Genomic DNA, 1,205 nt, shown 5'->3' with positions numbered 1-1,205 from the left:
TTCTTTCCACGTTCTACGAGTCGCATATAGTATCTTGCGATAACGGGATTGAAGTTGATGGCAGCCAGTGCAGCCTGCGTCAGCATGGACTTTATCCGGCGGTTCGCCATGTAATGTACACGAGGATCAGAATGCACACTGGTACCCGAATCCTTGCCGAACGGGGCTATGCCATAGTAGCAGGCTATCTTGCGTGAGTCGTAATTGAAACGACGGAAGTTATCGGTGTATACCATCAGGCACACGGCGTTCTGCGTTCCTATGCCAGGCACCGAGGTCACGATGGTGAACACCTCGGTTAGCTCCTCGTCCGACTTAATAAGCTCGGCGATTCGCTTGTCTATCTTCTCGACTTCCTTGTTGAGTTCTGACACGATATGTCTTCCGCTCTGCGAGATCATTGTCTTGACAGGCGACTTCTCCATTGTGAGTTTCTTCTCGCCTCTACGCACCTGAAAACTGCATCTATGGTGTACCACCATTTGACGATACAGGAACAGCTCACGCAGTTGTGCAAGTGACTCGCTAAGTGGCTCGTACATAATGGCTCTGTCGTAATTCCTCATTGCGTATTCGGCAATCATTGAGGCGTCGGCACGGTCCGACTTCAATCGTCTAAGACCTGATGCATCCTTGATGCTCTTGGCATTCTCAAGCCACATGTCGTAGCCTTTGCCATAGAGAAAGTTGCACAGTCCCTTACTGTAATCGCCAGTGTTTTCTCCGCAGAAGAGCCACAAGGAAGGCTCAATGCCGCTGGAGTTCTGCTCCACCCACTTGATCAGTTGTTTGTAACCAGACACAGTTGTCTTGAATTCGTTGAACACTCTTGAGGCTGTTTCTGCAAGTCCGTCTGCAAAAATGATAGCCACATCAACTTTTTCTTTCGAAAAATCAACTCCAATAAATAAATTCTTCATATCTTTGTACGAGTTTAATTATGTAGAATTGGTCAATAGTTGTATGGACTAACACTCTAACAAGGCTCAGAGCCGATAACTTTCTATCTGGTCTTTGCAACTATGTCGATGAGGTCCGAAACGGATTATAGTCTTCAGACTAGTGAAATCCATGGTTTACCTCTTCGACAGACCGATTCTACCTTTTTACAACAAAGGTACGAAACTGTCTTTAGCAATCATAGTTTTACCTTGATTATTTAACATTTATGCGACTGCGTCGCATTCTTCTGCAAACTTAGAGTG

General features: G+C 45.9%; 1 protein-coding gene. It reads right to left on the bottom strand.

Annotated elements, in window-relative coordinates:
* A partial coding sequence (locus CIK96_RS00910) for a transposase (protein ID WP_094439094.1) occupies positions 1-920 on the bottom strand: 920 nt, incomplete at its 3' end.
* Positions 921-1,205: the final 285 nt, after the last annotated feature.

Source organism: Prevotella sp. P4-98 (assembly GCF_002251405.1).
Classification (GTDB): Bacteria; Bacteroidota; Bacteroidia; order Bacteroidales; family Bacteroidaceae; genus Prevotella.
Note: the sequence above shows the minus strand (reverse complement) of the source record. Positions and strands in the feature narration are given on the sequence as shown.